18 protein-coding genes, 1 tRNA gene and 2 riboswitches are annotated in these 20,269 nt (G+C 29.2%); of the genes, 4 read left to right on the top strand and 15 right to left on the bottom strand.

Annotated features, from left to right (window positions below; translation table 11 throughout):
• Position 1: 1 nt before the first annotated feature.
• From H8S20_RS19980 to H8S20_RS19995, 4 genes are all read left to right on the top strand, one after another.
• Entirely contained in the window at positions 2-853 is an 852-nt protein-coding gene (locus H8S20_RS19980; protein WP_032118019.1) for an ABC transporter permease, read from the top strand.
• Entirely contained in the window at positions 847-1,659 is an 813-nt protein-coding gene (locus H8S20_RS19985) for an ABC transporter permease (RefSeq protein WP_032118018.1), read from the top strand. The genes H8S20_RS19980 and H8S20_RS19985 overlap by 7 nt, the downstream gene beginning before the upstream one ends.
• The gene (locus H8S20_RS19990; RefSeq protein ID WP_186861177.1) at positions 1,646-2,707 is read left to right on the top strand and encodes an ABC transporter substrate-binding protein; all 1,062 of its coding nucleotides are present in this window, start codon (positions 1,646-1,648) and stop codon (positions 2,705-2,707) included. Before H8S20_RS19985 ends, H8S20_RS19990 begins: the two co-directional genes overlap by 14 nt.
• An 82-nt stretch (positions 2,708-2,789) precedes the next feature.
• Positions 2,790-3,062 (top strand): acylphosphatase, encoded by a 273-nt coding sequence (locus H8S20_RS19995; RefSeq protein WP_032118016.1) that lies wholly within the window; start codon positions 2,790-2,792, stop codon positions 3,060-3,062.
• Between the two features lie 32 nt (positions 3,063-3,094).
• On the opposite strand, the gene H8S20_RS20000 is transcribed toward H8S20_RS19995, so the two are convergent.
• The 15 genes from H8S20_RS20000 to mglC all read right to left on the bottom strand — a co-directional run bounded on the left by H8S20_RS20000 (position 3,095) and on the right by mglC (position 20,253).
• Positions 3,095-4,042, bottom strand: coding sequence for a glycoside hydrolase family 73 protein (locus H8S20_RS20000; RefSeq protein ID WP_186861178.1), 948 nt, complete (start codon positions 4,040-4,042; stop codon positions 3,095-3,097).
• A gap of 98 nt (positions 4,043-4,140) precedes the next feature.
• Positions 4,141-5,511 carry an alanine/glycine:cation symporter family protein gene (locus tag H8S20_RS20005; RefSeq protein WP_186861179.1) on the bottom strand — a complete coding sequence of 457 codons (1,371 nt, stop codon included), beginning with the start codon at positions 5,509-5,511 and terminating at the stop codon, positions 4,141-4,143.
• Positions 5,512-5,684: 173 nt separating this feature from the next.
• Positions 5,685-5,766: riboswitch (glycine riboswitch) on the bottom strand.
• 2 nt (positions 5,767-5,768) lie between these two features.
• Positions 5,769-5,846, bottom strand: a riboswitch (glycine riboswitch).
• A gap of 175 nt (positions 5,847-6,021) precedes the next feature.
• Positions 6,022-6,107, bottom strand: a tRNA-Leu gene (locus tag H8S20_RS20010).
• Between the two features lie 53 nt (positions 6,108-6,160).
• The gene (locus H8S20_RS20015) at positions 6,161-6,937 is read right to left on the bottom strand and encodes a potassium channel family protein (RefSeq protein WP_186861180.1); all 777 of its coding nucleotides are present in this window, start codon (positions 6,935-6,937) and stop codon (positions 6,161-6,163) included.
• Between the two features lie 140 nt (positions 6,938-7,077).
• Positions 7,078-8,595, bottom strand: coding sequence for a 4-alpha-glucanotransferase (gene malQ / locus H8S20_RS20020; RefSeq protein ID WP_032118013.1), 1,518 nt, complete (start codon positions 8,593-8,595; stop codon positions 7,078-7,080).
• A gap of 151 nt (positions 8,596-8,746) precedes the next feature.
• Positions 8,747-9,760, bottom strand: a complete 1,014-nt coding sequence (locus H8S20_RS20025; RefSeq protein WP_186861181.1) for a LacI family DNA-binding transcriptional regulator — start codon at positions 9,758-9,760, stop codon at positions 8,747-8,749.
• A 207-nt stretch (positions 9,761-9,967) separates the two neighbouring features.
• Positions 9,968-10,918 (bottom strand): PucR family transcriptional regulator, encoded by a 951-nt coding sequence (locus tag H8S20_RS20855; protein WP_032118011.1) that lies wholly within the window; start codon positions 10,916-10,918, stop codon positions 9,968-9,970.
• A gap of 121 nt (positions 10,919-11,039) precedes the next feature.
• Positions 11,040-12,149 (bottom strand): ABC transporter ATP-binding protein, encoded by a 1,110-nt coding sequence (locus H8S20_RS20035; protein ID WP_032118010.1) that lies wholly within the window; start codon positions 12,147-12,149, stop codon positions 11,040-11,042.
• Between the two features lie 141 nt (positions 12,150-12,290).
• The gene (locus tag H8S20_RS20040) at positions 12,291-13,334 is read right to left on the bottom strand and encodes an aldose epimerase family protein (protein ID WP_032118009.1); all 1,044 of its coding nucleotides are present in this window, start codon (positions 13,332-13,334) and stop codon (positions 12,291-12,293) included.
• Positions 13,335-13,417: 83 nt separating this feature from the next.
• Positions 13,418-14,452, bottom strand: a complete 1,035-nt coding sequence (locus H8S20_RS20045) for a galactose ABC transporter substrate-binding protein (protein WP_032118008.1) — start codon at positions 14,450-14,452, stop codon at positions 13,418-13,420.
• A 33-nt stretch (positions 14,453-14,485) separates the two neighbouring features.
• Positions 14,486-15,463 (bottom strand): substrate-binding domain-containing protein, encoded by a 978-nt coding sequence (locus tag H8S20_RS20050; protein WP_186861182.1) that lies wholly within the window; start codon positions 15,461-15,463, stop codon positions 14,486-14,488.
• A complete protein-coding gene (locus tag H8S20_RS20055; protein WP_186861183.1) occupies positions 15,460-17,265 on the bottom strand; it encodes a sensor histidine kinase in 1,806 nt (601 codons plus the stop codon). Before H8S20_RS20055 ends, H8S20_RS20050 begins: the two co-directional genes overlap by 4 nt.
• Positions 17,266-17,268: 3 nt before the next feature.
• Entirely contained in the window at positions 17,269-18,873 is a 1,605-nt protein-coding gene (locus H8S20_RS20060) for a response regulator transcription factor (protein WP_186861184.1), read from the bottom strand.
• A gap of 154 nt (positions 18,874-19,027) precedes the next feature.
• Complete coding sequence (locus H8S20_RS20065; protein ID WP_186861185.1) at positions 19,028-19,183, bottom strand: hypothetical protein; 156 nt, start codon at positions 19,181-19,183, stop codon at positions 19,028-19,030.
• Between the two features lie 47 nt (positions 19,184-19,230).
• Entirely contained in the window at positions 19,231-20,253 is a 1,023-nt protein-coding gene (gene mglC / locus H8S20_RS20070) for a galactose/methyl galactoside ABC transporter permease MglC (RefSeq protein WP_032118005.1), read from the bottom strand.
• Positions 20,254-20,269 lie beyond the last annotated feature (16 nt).

Genomic DNA, 20,269 nt, shown 5'->3' on the forward strand with positions numbered 1-20,269 from the left:
TATGAAAAATAATAATGGTAAAAGTATTCTTCCAGCAACACCTTATATACTTTGGAGCTCACTTTTTATAGTAATTCCACTTTTAATAGTAATATTCTTCAGTTTCACAATCAGTACATCTGATGGCTATAAGTTTTCACTGGAAAATTTTCAAAGGCTATTAGATCCAAATTATTTTACTGTCTTTAAAAGAAGTATTTGGCTTGCTTTTCAAGCTACAATTGGTTGCTTAATATTAGGATATCCTGTTGCTTACTTAATTTCAAAAATGAGACCTGGCAAACGAGATATGCTTATAATGTTATTTATAGTTCCTATGTGGATGAATTTCTTACTTAGAACTTACGCCTGGCTACCTATCCTAGGTAAAAATGGATTTATAAATAACTTTTTAGAACTTATAGGTATAGGACGTGTTAACCTACTTTATAATGATTTCGCAGTACTTTTAGGTATGGTTTATAACTTCTTACCATTTATGGTTTTACCAATCTATACTGTACTAACTAAAATGGACACAGATTTAATTAATGCTGCTTCCGATTTAGGTGCTAGCAGAGGAAAAGTTTTTTCAAAAATAATATTGCCTTTAAGTATGCCTGGAGTTGTTTCAGGAATTACTATGGTATTTATGCCAGCTGTATCAACCTTCGTAATCTCAAGATTACTTGGTGGTGGTCAATATATGCTTTTAGGTAACTTAATTGAACAACAATATACAACTATGGGTGATTGGAACTTTGGTTCTGCCATAGCAATTTTTATGATGATTGTAATATTAATTTCAATGGGAATAATGAATCTCTTTGAAGGTTCTGACGATAAAGAAGGAGGAGGAAGTATGTTATGGTAAAAAAACTTGAAGCTTTTATAAAAAGATTTTACCTAGTTTTGATATTTATCTTTTTATATACACCAATAATAACATTAATGGTTTTCTCCTTTAATGATTCTAAATCTATGGGTAAGTGGAATGGCTTTACGCTTAGATGGTATAGTGAGTTATTTCAAAATGCAAGAATAATGAATGCATTGAAGTACACCCTAATAATAGCAGTAGTAGCATCAATAATAGCAACAATTATAGGAACACTCGCTGCTATAGGAATTCATAGAATGAAAGGACTTCCTAAAAAAACATTACTAAATATAAACTACTTACCAGTTTTAAATCCTGATATAGTTACTGGTATATCACTTATGAGTCTATTTATATTCCTTAAACCATTATTAAATATAGAATTTGGTTTTTTAACAATGTTATTAGCTCATATTACTTTCAATATCCCTTACGTAATATTATCAGTACTACCTAAATTAAAGCAAATGCCTGCAAATATAACAGATGCTGCATTAGATTTAGGTGCAACACCTGGATATGCCATGAGAAAAATAATATTACCCCAAATTAAACCTGGTATATTCGCTGGACTTCTTATGGCATTTACAATGTCTATAGATGACTTTGTAATAAGTTTCTTTACTACAGGCCCAGGAGTAACTAACCTTTCAATTGAAATTTACTCTATGGCTAGAAAAGGAATTAACCCTTCAATAAATGCGTTATCTACGCTTATGTTTGTAACAGTATTAATTTTATTATTAATTGTTAATAGAAAAGAATTTACATCAAGAGGTGGTAAGATTGAAGAGATTTAAAAAACTAAGTGCTTTAGTAGCAACTACATTACTTACAACTACTCTTTTCGCTGGTTGCGGAAATAGTAAGGTTGGAGAAAACGGAACTATAAACTTCTTTAATGTTGGTGATTACATTGATGAAGCTCTAATTAAAAAATTCGAAAAAGAAACTGGTATTAAAGTTAATTATGATACTTACGATACTAATGAAATAATGTATCAAAAAGTAAAAACTAATCCTGGAACTTATGATATAGTTGTTCCATCTGATTATATGATTGAAAAGATGATTAAGGAAGATATGTTAGAAAAAATCGATTATAATAATATTCCTAATTATCAATATATAAATCCTGAATTTAAAGATTTATCTTATGATCCTAATAATGAGTATTCTGTACCTTATATGTGGGGAACTATAGGTATATTATACGATACAACAAAAGTAACAGAACCTATAAAAAGTTGGGATATATTGTGGGATTCTAAATATAAAGATGAAGTTTATATGTTTAACTCTCTAAGAGATGCTCTAGCTATTTCATTAATTAAGTCTGGATATTCAATTAACTCAACTAATCCTTCAGAAATAGATCAAGCTAAACAAGCACTTATAGAGCAATTATCATTAACTAGCCCAATATACGTTAATGATGAAGTTAAAGATAACATGATTGCTGGTGAAAAGGCTCTTGCTACCGTTTGGTCAGGTGATGCAATTTATTGTATGGATTCTAATCCTGATTTAGCATATGCTATCCCTGAAGAAGGTTCAAACAAATGGGTTGATGGTTTAGTTATTCCAAAGGATGCTCCAAACAAGGCTGGTGCTGAAGCTTTTATAAACTTCTTATGTGACCCTGAAAATGCAAAAACAAATGTTGAATACATAGGATACTCTACTCCAAACAAAGCAGCTTACGATTTATTAGATGACGAAACTAAGAACAACCCTGCTGCTTATCCTTCAGACCAAGTATTAGATAACTGTGTTCTATTTGTTGATTTAGATAAAGATACATTAAAATTATACGAGGATGCTTTTACAGAAGTATTATCTCAATAAAAAAAGAAGCGATTTCGCTTCTTTTTTATTTTATTATTTTCATGATATAATTATTAATAAATGCTATTAATCGGAGGATGTTATGATAAGATACCATATAATTTTAGATGGAAGAGTTCAAGGTGTAGGATGTCGTTTTTTCTGCCAAATGAATGCATCTTCACTTTCATTAACTGGATGGGTTCGTAATCTTGATAATGGTATGGTGGAGCTTGAAGTGCAAGGTAATGAGGATTCGGTAAATAAATATATTTCTACAATTACTAAAGGAAATAGATTTATAAGAGTAGATGATTATTCTATTAAAAAGAAGGATTTAATTTCTAACGAACGTTCTTTCAAAACAACTTATTAATTAATATATACTAGATATGAAAAAGGTAGCTTTTATAAGCCACCTTTTACTTTTGAATCAAATATCATAAGATTATATTTTTGTATTACATTAGTAAGTTTATCTGCATAAATCTTATCTCCATTTTCATCTTTAGCTGTACTATATCCTGCATTTTCTAACGCTTGTGCTTGGCTTTTATATTCATTCCCATCAAATAGACCATTAGCTCTATACCTTTCATTTTCATGCAAAAATTCTCCATGATCCTCTATAGACTGAAGAATACTATCATATTTTCTAAAATTAGCTTCTATAACATCATCATAGTTCTCTTTTGTAGTCATAGTTGCAACGGCTCCATCCCAACGACTATCCGCTTTTATTCCAAATATATTATTATGTTCTACTGCTAATTCTGATTCACCCCAACCTGATTCTAATATAGCTTGAGCCATTGTTATAGATGGTAAAATACCATAACTCTTATAATTTTCTAAAGCTGCGGGATAAATCTCATTTATAAAGGCTATTTTGGCTTCATCTTTATACAAATCTTTATATAAGGTATTATCTTCTATTTCACTTAAAAATGATTTTACTTCTTCTTCTTCTTCATTATTTACATTTAATTTTTCTAAAACTTCATCAACTGTAAATAAAGTGTAGCCATCATTCTCACTACTCTTCAAAAATATCTCTGCTATCTTAGGAACAAGCTCATCCTCTTTACCACTATTAAGAACTTCGTTTATAGCCGCTACCTCTTGCCAATTTACTTGAACTTTCCCTTCACTAACCTTATCTGTTATATCTATATAATATGAAATCTTATCATAACTTAAAGTACTATTATCGACCTTTTCGAAAAATAACTTTCCCCCAATCATAATTAATGAACAAAATATAATTCCAAGTATAATCGGATAAACTTTAATTGTCTTTTTTCTTTTTAAATGTCCATAATTATCTATACCATTATATCTAAGTTTTTCACTCATATAATCACCTCACATAATAATTATATGATAACTCTATTAAGAATATCTCATATATTTATTAAGAAATTCTTATGTTTTCATCTTATATAATTTACTCATTATACTATTAATTCAACTTCATCTTTTTTATTTTCTACTTCAAAAAACTTTCTAGTCTCACTTATTACAATCTCTCTTAGTCCTATAAGCCCAACTAAATTTGGTAATGCCATAAGACCATTACAAATATCCGCTATAATAAAAATTAAATCTAAAGGTAAAAATGGTCCTACTGCAATTAAAATTATGAAAATAATTTTATATGGCTTTATAGCTTTAACTCCATATAAATATTGAATACATCTCTCCCCATAATAATTCCATCCAATAATTGTAGTAAAAGCAAAAAATATAAGACCTATATTAACAATATATTTGCCTATATTAAATATAGGTAATGCTGATTGAAAAGCTGAAGTAGTTACTGCTGCCCCATCTAATCCTATATTGTAAGAATTAGTTATAACTATTGCTAACCCTGTTAATGTACATATAACTATTGTATCTATAAATGTACCTGTCATTGAAATTAAACCTTGCCTTACAGGTTCTTTAGTTCTCGCTGCTGCGGCTGCAATAGGTGCACTACCTAGTCCTGCCTCATTTGAAAATACACCTCTACCAATCCCTCTTTGCATTACCATAAGAATAGTTATACCTGTAGCTCCTCCAAATGCAGCTCTAGGATTAAAAGCGCTTTCTATAATTAATATAATAGTTTCTGGTATTAATCTTATATTTACTGCTAAAACCATCAAAACTCCTACTATATACATCACTGCCATAAATGGTACAATAGCCTCTGATACTTTTGAAATTCTTTTTATTCCTCCTAAAGTAACCAATGCTACTATTATTGTAAGAATTATACCTGTTACTACTATAGGAATATTAAAACTTAATTTTGCTGCATCTGCGATAGATTTAACTTGTCCAAAGGTACCTATTCCTAAAAGTGCAACTCCTACCCCAAATACTGCAAAAGCTTTCGCAAGAAACTTTGACCCAAGACCTTTCTCTATATAATACATAGGACCGCCTGCTATTTGTCCATTTGAATCCACTTCTCTATATTTTACCGCAAGTACTCCTTCAGCATATTTTGTAGCCATACCGAAAAATGCTGCTATCCACATCCAGAAAATTGCTCCAGGTCCTCCAGCTACTATAGCTGTTGCTACCCCTACTATATTTCCTGTACCTATAGTAGATGATAAAGCTGTACATAGAGCTGCAAAACTACTTACATCTCCTTCTAAATCTTCAATATCATTTTCATCCTTAGAAAAGACATACTTAAAAGCTAATTTCAATTTACTAAGTTGAATAAGCCTTAACCTAAAAGTAAAATAAATACCTGTTCCAACTAATAAAATTAATAATGGTGGTCCCCAAATAAAATTGTTGATAGTTGATAAAATTTTTTCCATAAAAAAATCCTCCTAATTATAAAATTACGGAGGAGACTTAGATTAATTAATAATTCACAATTCATAATTTACAATTAACGTGTAAACTTCACTTTAAGTTCACTTTAAAAGCCAGTATATCTAGCTTTTCCATCAATTATCAATTATTAACTTTTAATTATTAACTATCGCATCCCCTGTCCTTTTACCTGAGAGTTTGAGTTTAATAAAATTAAACCTTGCTCCTTCGGTGCTCTTTTTGAGTCTCTCCAGAGGCTCGTCCAATAGCGGTCCTATTACCTGAAAGATTTGCTTCTTCGGTGGACAATAAATTGTCACTCTCCCACTATCTTCATCCGAACTCTATTAAATTATAAAAATATTATATGTATATATATACCATATTGTCAATAGTAAATTTCTACTCTATTTCCTACATTCTATTTATAAAAGACTACTATCTTCACTAATAATTAATAGGTACCTATCCAAAATACTTGCTAATCTTCTAAACCTATCTCACAATCTTTTTGGTGCAGATAACGGGACTTGAACCCGTACGAGAACCTCTCACTACCCCCTCAAGATAGCGCGTCTGCCTATTCCGCCACATCTGCTTAATATCTTTAATACAATTTTAAATTATATATAATTTCATTTCAAGAAATTTTTAACTTTCTTTATCTCTTAAAGATTTTAATATTTTTACTATATTATCTATATCTTCATCACTTAAACTATCATAATTATCAAGCATTAACTTAATTCCTTCTAACACTTTATTTTTATATGAAGTATTTTTTTCTTTTTTACCTCCATTTAAAACTCTAAGGGCAATAGCTGTTGATGTAATACCTATAAATCCCACTCCAAATACCATAAGAATGACAGCAATACTCCTACCTAACTGTGTTTTTAAAACCACATCTCCATAACCTACAGTAGTAAAAGTTACAAAGCTCCACCATAAAGCATCTCCTAATGAAATTCCTTCTATAAGAGATATTATAACAGCACCTATAACTATAATTGTAGTTGATATTATTAATAGATAATATACTCTATTAGTCCTAATTTCTTCCTTAGTTTTAACTTTAAATTTAATAAAAAATACACCTAGCATAAACATTTTAAATACTTTTATTATAACATTAGGTTCTATAATATAAGCTAAGTTAATAAGACTTGCTATTTTAATATAAGCTCTAAGTGGTATTATTGACATTAAATCAATCATATTATTTTTTATAAATATTCTTTTACCTTTTGCTATAACAAACCTAATCATATAGTCCCCGATAAAAATAAGCCTAACTATATTATCTATGTAATAAAAGCTTAAAGTTACTTCCTTAGGCAATGGTATAAAAATATCAATAACTAACATTAAGGCTAACATCAATGCTAATAATCCTATAAAAAATTCGTATACAGTTTTTTTATTCATACAACCTACCTCATTATTAAACTAATAGATTATATTATTTCATATGTAATATTAGAACCATGTTACTAGTTAAAAGTTAAGAGTTAATAGCTATCAATTAAATTAAATATAAAAAGCCAGCATCGCTGGCTTTAAATTTATTAACTATTCACTATTAGTTCTTCACATCTTCCATACATTTTAGTATATCTATATATTTTATCTGATAGTTTCTCATCATAACTTCCTTCAGATATTCTCCATTTCCAATTATCACCTAAGGTTGATGGCATATTTATTCTTGCTTCATTTCCAAGATCTAAAAAGTCTTGCATTGATGCAATGGCTAAATCTGCTACACTACTCCATACTCCTCTTATAAATCCCCAATTATATCCTTCATCATCTGATAATGCTAAATATTCTTTGCAATACTTAACATCATCTCTAGGTGCAGTTACATCATACCATCCTCTAAAAGTATCATTATCATGAGTTCCAGTATAAGCTACGCAATTATTAGTATAAGTATGAGGAAGATAATTGCTTTCTTCTCTTTCATCAAATGCAAATTGTAAAACCTTCATCCCTGGGAATCCTGACTCTTCTAAAAACTCTTTTACTTCATTAGTTAAAAAGCCTAAATCCTCAGCAATTACATTAACTTCTCCTAGAGCATCTTTAATAGCATCAAATAACCTCATACCAGGACCTTTCACCCATTCACCATTAATAGCAGTTTCCTCCCCATAAGGAATCTTCCAATAGCTTTCAAATCCCCTAAAGTGATCTATTCTTACTACATCATATAATTTTAAACTTTCTCTAACTCTCTTTATCCACCAAGAGTAGTTTTGCTTGTCCATATACTCCCAATCATATATCGGATTTCCCCATAATTGACCTGTAGCAGAAAAAGCATCTGGAGGACATCCTGCAACACTAATAGGTTTTAATGTATCAGTATCTATTAAATATCCTTCAGGATTGCCCCACACATCAGAACTATCCTCAGCCACATATATAGGAATATCCCCAATTATTTTTATTCCTTTAGAATTAACATATTTCTTTAAATCGTTCCATTGTTTAAAGAATAAATACTGTACAAACTCCCAATACTCTATATTATCCTTCAATAAATTTTTATATCTTTCTAAAGCTTCTTTTTCTCTTTTCTTAATATCTTCATCCCACTCTTGCCAACTTACAAGATTAAAATGATTTTTCACTGCCATATACAGTGCATAATCCTCAAGCCACCATCTATTTTCTACTCTAAACTTTTCAAATTCTTCTCTTAATATACTTGAATCAATTCTAGTAAAATTATTATAAGCCTTTCTTAATACCTCATACTTTACTTTAAATAATAATCCATAATTTATATAATTGTCATTATCACCATAATTTTCATTTATATATTCATCTTCATTTAGCAAATTATCTTTTGCTAACAAATCAAAATCTATAAAATATGGATTCCCTGCAAATGCTGAAAAAGATTGATAAGGAGAATCTCCATATCCAGTCTGTCCCAGCGGTAATATCTGCCAGTACTTCAAGCCTGATTTATATAAAAAGTCTGCATAATTATATGCTTCTTGTCCAAAAGTTCCTATTCCAAACTTTCCTGGTAAAGATGCTATATGCATTATTACTCCAGCACTTCTATTCATTTTGCCACCTATCCCTCTCACTATAATACTTATACAATTTATACGTTAATAATGAAACTCACTACTCATATACATTTGTAGCAGTAAGTTCCAATTACACAAATTAAAATTTGTATTGTCACTTATGGTTAGTTAATAACCATATAACTACCTAATTAATACTATTACAAGATTCTCTTTCTATTAGTTCTGTATCTAATAAAATATGTTTATGCTCACCTTTTCCACTTAAAAGCGCAAATAATAGTTCTATGCTTTTAAGTGCCATAGCTTCTTTTGGCTGCTTCATAGTAGTTATTCCTGGATTATAAAACTCACTTATATCCATACCATCGAACCCTATAATAGCAATATCTTTTCCAACTTTTAGCCCACAATCAGCTACTGCCTTTGCCACACCAACAGCCATAATGTCTGAAATAGCAAAAATAGCTGTTACTTCTTTATTTTGTTTTAAGAAGCTTTTTGTTTCATTATAAGCAGTTCTAGTATCATAATTACCAATTAACATATTTTCACTATTAGTCTCTATGTTACTTTCTTCTAAAGCTTTCTTATACCCCTTATATCTCCACCAACTTATGCAAAGGTCATTTTTTTCCCCTAACATTATTGCTATATTTTTATGACCTAAATTTATTAAGTGCTTTGTTGCATCATAAGCTGACTTTAAGTTATCAATTCCTACTGTTGAATACCTATCCTTAATATTAGGCATTTCAGTGTTTACTGAAGTTAAAACTACTGGTACATCAATGTTGCCAAAACTTTCTTCATCGATGTTCACAAAATTTCCTCCAAGACATATAACCCCCTGTAATCTTTTTTCCTTTATAAAAGACTTCAACGTATCTACATCTTCTTCTAACCCATAATCATTTTGTTGTAAAATCATCGTATACTTTGATTCATTTATCTTACTCCCTATTACATTAAGCATCTCAGAGAAGAACGGATTAAAAACTCCTTTAACAAATATACCAATGTTTCTTGTATTATTTTGCTTTAATATCCTTGCACTATTATTAGGAATATAATTACTTTCCTTTATAACTTGCATTACTCTTTCCCGTGTACTTTCTTTTACATCAGGATGATTATTTAATACACGGGATACTGTGCTTACACCAACCCCTGACAGCTTGGCAATATCTCTAATATTCATCTTTTTTCTCCTTTTTAAAAAACTTAACTGCAATTTCGGCACCGTTTCCAAAATCACTTAAAAATTTTTATAACATTAACGCTTGAATAAAATCATATATATTATCTATCAAAGTATAGAACCACAAAAATGTGGTTTTATACTTTTTAAACACCATCAATTCGGTATCGTTTCCAATATTAATTATAAATTAATTTACAAACATTTTCAACTTTTTTTAGATTTTTTTTCCTTCCATAAGAAAAAAACTATTTTAAATATTACAGCATTATTAAACTCTCTTATATCATAAGAAGTATATTTCTCAATTTTATCTAATCTATAAATCAAAGTATTTCTATGGATATATAATTCCTTAGCAGCTTCACTTAAGTTTAATCCACATTTGAAAAATACTTCTATAGTCTTAATCATCTCATTATCAAGCTGTAAAAAACCATAATTAAACTTTTCAAATATATCTTTTTTTACTTCTTCCGAAACTGAATCAACTATTCCTTCAAATATTAGATTTTTATCATCGATTATTGCTTGACTAAAGTTATATTTTTTAGCTAATTCTATTTTAAATAAATTATCCATATACTCTTTACGCAGCTTACTAAGATCTGAAACTTTTGAATAACTAATATAATATTTCCCGGAAAAAGTATTACAGATAGTTTCTTTTATACTCTCCATATGCTCTTTAGCATCTTCTAATTCCCCAATAATTATAATATTTCCTTTATAAACAATTACCTCTACTTCACTATCAATATAACATTCCTTAATATAATCATATATGTTTTTTATATTATTTTCAGCATAAATTCCAACTAAATAGAATTGCTCACCTATTCTTGGTAAAGCACTTTTTAATACTTCTTCTTCTACCTCTTCTCCGTTTAATAGTGATGATATTACAGTTCTTTTATGTACAAATGCTTCTTCCAACTTATCTTTAATACAAAAAATTAATAACTCCAAAATAGCACTAAATGCTGCATTAACCTTTATGCAGCATTTAGTATATTCAAATTTAAAATTCTTTGTTAAATAATTTTGTGTTTTGTCAAAAAGAGGCGTAGAATATGATCCATATCCATCTACATTTAATTGAAACGGAATATTAGAATTTTTATAAATATCATCTACTAATTTCTCAATATATTTCACAAAATCACCTCAAAGTGTCTTTTATTTTATAATTAAACTCCTTCTCCTTATGTCGAATGAGTAACTTCCAATAACAAAATTACATGTGCGCCCCGTGGGTGAAATTTTGATTGTCAGTTAATTAAACTACTTTTAATTCTGTTTCTTTATTAAATACATGTAACTGGTTAGAATCTAAGAATAATTTAGCTTCTTGTCCAATTTTTAAAGATGTTGTTCCTTCAACTCTTACGTTCATATTAGAGTCACCACATTTTGTATAAATATAGCTTTCAGCTCCCATAAGCTCAATAACCTCTACATTGCCATTTATTACACTATGAGGATTAGCTTGAATTAACTCATCTTTATCACTTATGTGTTCTGGTCTTATTCCGAAAATAACTTCCTTACCAACATATCCATCGGCTTTCAATACTTTAGCTTTTTCAGCAGGAATTTCTATTCTATTTCCATTAAATACAGCTACTAATCCATCTCCATCATTTTCGATAGTTCCATTTAAGAAGTTCATTTGAGGACTTCCTATAAATCCTGCTACGAAAAGATTTGCTGGGTTATTGTATATATTTTGTGGAGTATCAACTTGTTGTATAACCCCATCTTTCATAACAACTATTCTTGTACCCATAGTCATAGCTTCTACTTGGTCATGCGTTACATATATAAAAGTAGTTTCTAATTTTCTATATAATTTAATTATTTCTGTTCTCATTTGAACTCTTAGCTTAGCATCAAGGTTTGATAGAGGCTCGTCCATTAAGAATACCTTTGGATTTCTTACAATAGCTCTTCCTAATGCAACTCTTTGTCTTTGCCCTCCTGATAAAGCCTTTGGCTTTCTCTTTAGAAGATGTTCAATATCAAGTATTCTTGCGGCTTCATGAACCTTTTCTTCTATTTCAGCCTTTGGAACCTTTCTTAGCTTTAAAGCAAATGCCATATTGTCGTAAACTGACATGTGTGGATATAACGCATAGTTTTGGAATACCATTGCTATATCTCTTTCCTTTGGTTCTACATCATTTACTAATTTATCTCCGATATATAATTCACCTTGTGAAATATCTTCTAATCCTGCAATCATTCTTAATGTTGTTGACTTACCACATCCTGATGGTCCAACGAAAACTATAAATTCTTTATCTTCAATTTCAAGATTAAAGTCTTTAACCGCAGTTACATCTCCTTGATAAACTTTATAAATATGTTTTAATGATAAATTTGCCATTTTTAACCCCTCCACTATTGTTTCTCAATATACTTAAATTGTACACCTTGAAACTGTTTTCATCTATATACACTATTTACAAATATTAAACATAATTTTTGTAATATTATCCAAATAACATAATTTGTTCCTATAACCATTCTATCTAACTTCAAATTTGTATACCGTTTGACTTACATATTCTTCTCCTTCTTTTAAAATTGAATCTTCCACAAAACAAGAGTCAACTCCAATTGGTGGATTTTGAGGTTCTATAGCAACTCCATATCTCCATTGCCCTGACTTATTATTTTCTAAAACTTCATCATCTGGATAATTGTGAGTATATATAACTATAGATTTTCTATCTGTATAAACTTCCAAAACCCTTCCTGTAGCTTCATCATAAAGCTCAAGGTCTGCTCCATCTCCTTCTTCAAGATACCAAGGAATATCATATCCTTTACCATTTATTAATTGAGGATGATTTCCATTTATATCTTTTCCTATCTTCTTACTAGTTGTAAAGTCATACTCCGTTCCTTCTATAAACATAAGCAATCCAGTTGGGGCTTGATTTTCATTTAGTTCAACTATACTTTTACTCTTTATATATAAATCATGATTTAGTATATCTTCTTTTCCATTACCACTTAAATTGAAATAACTATGGTTTGTCATATTTACTAATGTGTCTTTATCACTTTTTCCATAATAATTTATCTTTAACTCATTATCTTCTGTTAAAATATATTTTACTTTAACTTCAAGATTCCCCGGGTAATTTTCTTCCATATCAGGACTTGTTCTACTTAATTCAACATAGGCTTCATTTTGTAATATTTCACATTTAACCTCATAAAACTTTTTATTAAATCCTTCACTGCCTCCATGTCCTTGATTTGGATTGTAATTTTTGCTTAAAACTAACTTTTTGTCGCCTAAATAAACTTCTCCATTGCAAATTCTGCCTCCAGTTCTCCCTATTAAGGCACCTAAATATGATGTATTGTCAATATAGCTTTCCCAATTCTTATACTTAAGTACTATATTCTCTCTTTTATTATTCCTATCTGGAGTTAGTATATCAGTTATTATCCCACCATAATTCAGTATTTTAACCTCTATACCTTTAGAATTTGATATACTATAGCAAATAACCTCTTTATTATTTGAAATTCCTAAAACCTTTTCAAAAATTTCCATATTATACCTCCTAAACCATTATAAAAATAATTATACCATATTACATATAGTATAATTATTAAAATTCTTAAGTTATCATTTTTTTACTTTAAGTATACATCTACATTATTCTTATCTATCTTAATATGCTTAGTTTTTATATATTTACCTTCAAGTCCTTCTACATCACTCAAGTCTCCATTTGTGGCTTTTGAATATGCAATATTAAAAATCCCTTCTGCCTGTGCTATAGAATTACTAATTACAGTCCCTAACATTTCATCATTTTTCACTGCTTCTAAAGCCTCTGTAACACCATCTACTCCCACTACAATTACATTATTAATTTCAGCCTCTTTCAACGCCTCAATTGCTCCTAATGCCATATCATCATTATTACTAAAAACAACCTCTATTTCACTTCCAAATTCTTTTATCCAACCTGTCATTTTAGACTTTGCTTGAGCAAATTCCCAATTTGCTGTATCATCTGCAAGCTTTTCCACTTCAATTCCATTTTGAACAATTGTTTTAATACTATATTCGGTTCTAATGGCTGTGTCTTGATGTCCATGTTCTCCTTCTAACATTACATATTGTATTTTTCCATCACCATTTTTATCTATCTCTGATTTATCACTTGTATACTTATCAATTATTAAGCTACCTTGAAGCTCTCCTGATTTTTCCGCTTCAGCACCAACATAATATACATCCTTCCATCTTCTCATATCTTCTTCAACTGGTTCCCTATTAAAAAATATAATTGGTGTATTACTACTCTTTGCTTTATCTATTATAGTTGCAGCAGAAGTTCTATCAACAATATTTACGCAAATAACATCATAATTATTTAAAATAAATTTATCAACTTGATTACATTGATTTGCCAAATTCTCTTTCGCATCTAATATATCTATTGTTATTTTTACATTTTCCTCTTTCTCTTTCTTTTTAGCTAACTCTAATATATTATTGGTTATTGTTGATATAAACTTATCATCTTCTTTATATACTGTTACCCCAATTTTAATTTCCTCTACGTTGTTATAAACTTCATTATTATTTGTACAACCAACCAAATAATTAACCATAAATATAATAGCTACAAACGTAGACGATACCCTCATTTTCCCCATATTAATTCCCCCTCATAATTGTATATAATAATACTATCTAACAAACGGAAATAACAATCTTTGATTTTCATCCGAATACATATTTATATTTGATATAACTGAAAAATCAATATTTTTATTATTTATTTTTTCACCTTTTATAAGATCTACAGCTGCTTGTACACATAAATAGCCTACATTAAATTCATTCTGTACTATAATAGAGTTTATTACATGTTCCTCCAGCAAAGCTATTATCTTACTAGTACTACCTACCCCATATATTTCTATATTATTAGCCTCTTCATATCCTAAGATTAATTCCTTTTTAGCTTGAGCTAATACTTCCAGGGTAGATGGCTCTAGAGCGACTAGTATATCTATATTTTTCTCTTTAACCATTTTTGGGATATATTCAGTGCCATTTATAGTATCACCGCTTATATCCCATAGTTCATACTTATTTTTGCTTTCTTTAATTACTTCCTCAAACCCTCTATACCTATCTCCTATACTACTATAGCTTGTATCGCTATTAATAATAGCAATATTTTTCCTATAATTGCCTGATCGTATTACCTCATCTGCCAAGCTTTTTCCTAATAAATAATTATCACAAGAAACATAAGGAATTTGCTTCATTCCTTGAATTGTTGAGTCTATTAAAACAACTGGTACCTTTTCTTTAGCACTTTTTATAGCATTCGACATCTTTTCTGAATCAACAGGTGCAATTATAAGAGCATCAACACCATCATCTATCTCCCTTTTTATTAATTTTTCTTGTTCTTCTAGATTATTTTCCTCTGATAAAGTAATAAAGCTTATATCTACATTCATATCAAGTGCGGCTTGGTCAATCCCCTCTTTTGTTATCATCCAACTCTCACTATTTTTTCCTCGTATAATAACTGAAATTCTATACACCTTATTATCCTCTTCATAGATAAAATTCTTACTTAATATAATTAAGAAAAATAGACTTGAAATCAATATTGCAAGTATTAAGTACTGTTTTTTTCTTACTCTCATCTATTTTCCTCCTTCAATAAATATTCACTATAAGTTATTTTAGGCATACGAATTCTAATAGTTGTTCCTTCATCAGGCTCACTATATATATCTAATCCATAATCAATTCCAAAATAAAGCTTTATTCTTTCGTTAACATTTCTCAATCCTATACCAGAACCTTTTTTCGAGTTGCTCTCATTAGTAAGCAGTTTATTTACAGCCTCCTCCGTCATTCCTAATCCATTATCGATTATATCTATGTATAGGGTTTTATTTTTTGTGTATGCTTTTACTACTATTTCTCCATCTCCATACATGAATTCCATACCATGATATATAGCATTTTCAATCAGCGGCTGAATTACTAGCTTTATACATGCTAAATCTAATATAGATTCATCTGCTTCAATATAATAATCAAATCTATTCTTATACCTTATATTTTGTATAGTTAGGTAGTTTTTAGCATGTTCTAACTCATCTCTTAAAGATATTATATTTTTTCCCTTGCTTAAACTTATTCTAAAAAGCCTTGCTAGTGCAGTAACCATAACTACAGCACCATCGTATTTCTCATTTTCAATCATCCATATAATTGAATCCAAAGTATTATATAAAAAATGTGGGTTAATTTGCGCTTGTAAGGCGTTTAATTCGCTTTTTCTTTTAGCTTCTTGCTCAACGACTATATCGTCCATAAGCTTTCTCATATTTTTAACCATTGATTTTATAGCTTTGCCTAAATGCTTTATTTCTGGAGACCCTTTTATAGAAATATCTACATCCATTATACCATTTTCTAAGTCATTTACTGACTTCTCTAAAGACCTTATAGGACTTGTAATTCTAGTTGATACAAAGATATTAACTGCTACAAGAATAAAAATTACTGCAATCAATATAAAAATAGCGAATATGCCAACTTGAATATAATTTTTTGAAAGTTCATTCATTGGTTTTACCCCAACTATTTTCCATCCTGTATATCCTACTGTTTTTACAGTTATTATTCTTTTTTCACCTAAGAACTCTTCAATATGATTTCCATCTTCATAAGTAGCACTTTCCTTTGTATTTTCTTGAATTAAATTTGAATAAATTAGTTGTTGCCTAGGATGATATATTATCTCACCATTTCCATCTATGAGATAAACATATCCTGACTTACCCATATCTATATTTTTACATATTTGTTCAATCCCACTAAAGTTCATATCAACCAGTAAAACTCCTGGAACTATCTTTCCATCATAAGTAAGCTCTACAGATCTGCTTAATGAAACTACCCACCTATATTTATAGTTGTTATCTACAAATAAATTCTGTACATGAGGAGTGGAAAAATGCAAATTTTCTCTTCTATCTACTGCGCTAATAAACCATTCACTATTTCTTGGATCTATAGAACTTTTTAATTGAGCAATAGGTGATGCTGCTATTACTTCTCCATATTCAGAAAACAAACAAATACTAACAAGCGAACTTTTATTAGTTTCATATAGGAGATCCATTTCTTTATCTATATTTTCAGTTGCCAAATCTTTTCTTTTTATTACGTTATAATATATTCCATCAGATACTTTCATCATATTACGTAAATAACTATCTAAGTTCAAATTTACTTGTTCTATCATCGCCTTATTATTTTCTAAAACCATAGTTTCTGTTGTGTGTATAGACTTCAAATAAAATGATACTCCGACAATTAGCATCCCTACTACTGCAACAACAGTAAATGAGAATGAAATAATGTACCTAATACTAGCATGATCATATCTATCTCTTATTTTTTCTAATAGAAAGTTTAAAATTCTTTTCATATTTTAATTCCTTCTATACCTAGATGGAGCAATTCCATACTTTCTTTTAAATACATAACTAAAATAGTTTGCTTCTTGATATCCTACTTTTGCAGCAATTATATATGTCTTGTCATCTGTTGTCTTTAATAGTCTTAAAGCTTCTTCTAATCGTATTGAAGTAAGATAATTTACAAAATTCATTTCAGTTTCTCTTTTAAATATAGTAGAAAAGTAAGTTGGACTTACATGAAGATAGTCACACAACTTCTCTACAGATAAATCATAATCAGCAAAATTGTTATTTATATAATCTTTAGCCTTTTCTACTAGTAATTTGGATGAGTTCATTCTCTCTTTTCCTATATTTAAATTAATCTTTATAGCTTTATCAGTAACCCATTTTTTTGCTTCCTCTAAAGAATTAAAATCCTCAACTATACTATAAGGATTAAAGCCTTCTCCATAAATATCACTTATATCTAAATTATAACTTTGGATAAGTTTAATCATTGCTATATTTATCTCTAACAAATAAATTTTATACTTGTCCAAATCCAGTACTACCTCTTCAGTTTTTTTAAATAATTTACTTATTAATTCTTCAATTGCACTTTCTTCTGCAACTTTTATTGTATCTAATAGCTTACGTTCATCTTGCTCCGTAAATTTTAATTCTACATATTTATCAGGCTCTACATCCCCAATATAAATTACCTTTCCTGTTCCAAATAAGAATTTGTAATTTACCGCATCTTGAGCTCCAATATAAGATCTGTTTAACTCATACGGACTATTAACTATATTCCCTAACCCTATTGAAACCTTTATTCCAAGAATTTTTTTATAAATATTCGAAAAATTAGTTAATCCTTCAATTAATAATTTAATATCTTCTCTTTTATCAAATAGTGAAACACCAATTACTTTACCATAGTAAATAAATGATGTAGTTCTACAATATTTATTTATTTCTTCTTCTAATAGTTTTTTTATACTAATATTAATAATATGCTCTTCTCTATTTTCTAAATTCGAACAATTATCTTCTTCATTTTCCGCCTCAATTATAGATACAGCTAAATGTTTACATTTTAAATCTACCCCTAATTTATCACATTCACTTATAAAACTTGCTTTATTTTGTCTTCCCTCTATTACAGAAGCTAAAAACTGTTCCCTTAAGATTGGCAAACTTTCTAAATAATGATTATGAAGGCTTTCTAAATTTATTTTTTCATCATATTCTTTATCTAATTTAACTTTTAATCTTTTTAATATTTCTATTAATTCATTTGAATTTATTGGTTTTAATACATACTCAATAACATTAATCTTTATAGCTTTTTGAGCATATTCAAAATCATCTGAACCTGAAAATATAATAATTTTACTCTCAGGCATTTTTTTAGTTAATTCTCTTCCTAATTCTAATCCATCCATAAATGGCATCTTAATATCTGTCATAACTATATCAGGTCTAAGTTTTTCTGCTTTTTCTAATGCCTCTTGTCCATTTTCTGCATCACCTATAACCTTAAATCCATACTCTTCCCACTGTATTTTCTTTATTATTCCAAGTCTTATCTCTTCTTCATCATCAACTACCATAATAGTATATAAACTCATAAGAATCTCCTCCCTTGCAAATATGAATTTAATTGTCCAAATACTTTCACCATAATATTACATATATTATAATATATCACATTACAGTTTTTTTTGCACAAAAAAATCCCTAGCGATATAGAGAAATTTTCTATACCACTAGGGATCTTTAATGTTATATTATAACTCCTAAAATTATTGAAGCAACAAGAGCTATCATAAGTCCAGCTATTACTTTATCCATTGTATTAACTGAGACATCTATTCTTCCATATAGAGTATCTCTAACGGTTTTCTTTTCTTCATTATTTTTTATTTCTTCTGTCTCCATTAACTTGCCTCCTTAATTTTAGTTTTTATATGTCTTTCTATATTAAATTATTTTTTAGCTAAATATTTTCTTACGTCAAGTGATACCGCAATAATAATTATTAATCCTCTTATAATATATTGCCAATAAGCATTTACTCCTACGAAGTTTAAACCATAGTTTATTACTTGTAATAAAACTGCACCGATTAAAACTCCTGGTATTGTTCCAACACCGCCTGAGAAAGATACCCCTCCAACAACGCAAGCTGATATAGCGTCAAGCTCATAGTTAAATCCTGTCATTGTTGATGTTGATCCAGCTCTTGCTGCTTCTAAGAATCCTGCAACTCCATAAAGTGCTCCTGCTATTATGAATATTATCATCATATTCTTTACAATATTAACACCAGAAACTGCAGCTGCCTCTGGATTTCCACCTATAGCAAACATATTTTTACCTAGCTTAGTCTTATTCCATATAAACCACATAATAATAGCTGCTATTGCTAAATAGAATATTAAGTATGGTATATCTACTGAACCAATGCTTAAAGAACCATTTACAAAGTTACTATATCTTTCATCTAAGTTAGCAACTGGTTGAGCTCCTAGTGGTGGTCTATCTACATAAATACAAGTTATACCATAAGCTATAAGTTGTGTTCCTAATGTAATTATAAATGCATGTAGCTTAAGCTTTGCTACTCCAAATCCATTTATAGCTCCAAAGATTCCTCCTACTACCATAGCTACAATAAAAGGAATAATTAGTGGTAATGCTTTTAAATCTGGATACATTCTAGATGCATAAGTAGTTGATTGTAATAATGACGCTGATATAACAGCAGTTAAGCCTAATATACGTCCTGCTGAAAGGTCTGTTCCTTGTAATACTATAAGTCCAGCTACTCCAAGTGCCATTATTCCACGAGTAGATGCTTGAGTTAATATATTAGTAAAGTTTTTTACTGATAAAAACGATGGTTCTTTTACTATAAAGAATAAAATCATTATAAATAAAACTATATATAATGCGTAATTTAAAAAGAAATTTTCTAATGACTGTTTGTTTAATTTAGCTTTTTCCATAAGTTACACCTCAATC

This window comes from Clostridium hominis, from assembly GCF_014287825.1.
GTDB lineage: Bacteria > Bacillota > Clostridia > Clostridiales > Clostridiaceae > Clostridium > Clostridium hominis.